Below are 710 nucleotides of genomic sequence, written 5' to 3'. Positions count from 1 at the left end.
GCCCTCCCCCGCAGAGAGCGGCCCCGGCTGCCAGGACAGGGGCTGCCCCGAGGATGCTGCGTCGCGTGATGGTCATGGCCCGCCGTCTGTGCAGAAGATTTGCGTCCGCTTAGGGCATCCTCCTGCGATCGCGCAACAACGACGCCGATTTAAGAACATTCATCTCTGTAAATTGTGTATGGCAGCAAGATTTTCTCTCCGCGCGCCCCGAGGGAGAAAATCGTCCGATCCGGCCGGGGCGTCGCCTCACAGGCGCCCTGGCACGGAGAGTCCAATTTTTTGGTCGGCACAGGCAAGCGACGCCGATCCCGCCTCCTCTAACCTCGGGACGTCGGCATCGCCCGTCGCTTAAGGTGTTCGGACGCCGTCGATTCGCGCTCCGCTCATGACTGCCCCCTTAGCGGGTCTGGATCCCGGGTTCCGCCGCCGCGGCCCCGGGACGACGCGGAGGGGGACGAAGGCAAGCGCAAGACGCATTCTTGCTCATTCGTGCTCGCCAGCCCGATCCACCACCGAGGAGACGCCCCATGGCCATCACCCGCCCGAGCGCAGCCCAGGTTCGCGACCTCGCCGCCAGCCTCTTCATGACGATGTCGCCCGAGGAGGCGGCGGCCTATCGCGCCCTGATGGACGCCTCGTTCGACGCCTACGACGTGATCGACGCCCTGCCGGACTACATCCCGGCGGTGAGGTATCCCCGCACCTCCGGC

1 pseudogene is annotated in these 710 nt (G+C 66.5%); it reads left to right on the top strand.

Features of this window, described 5'->3' with window-relative positions:
• Positions 1-527: 527 nt before the first annotated feature.
• Positions 528-710, top strand: a pseudogene (locus tag VP06_RS30645) (amidase); the annotation flags it as partial.

The organism is Methylobacterium aquaticum, assembly GCF_001043915.1.
Classification (GTDB): Bacteria; Pseudomonadota; Alphaproteobacteria; order Rhizobiales; family Beijerinckiaceae; genus Methylobacterium; species Methylobacterium aquaticum.
This window is presented reverse-complemented; position numbering and strand designations above follow the sequence as displayed.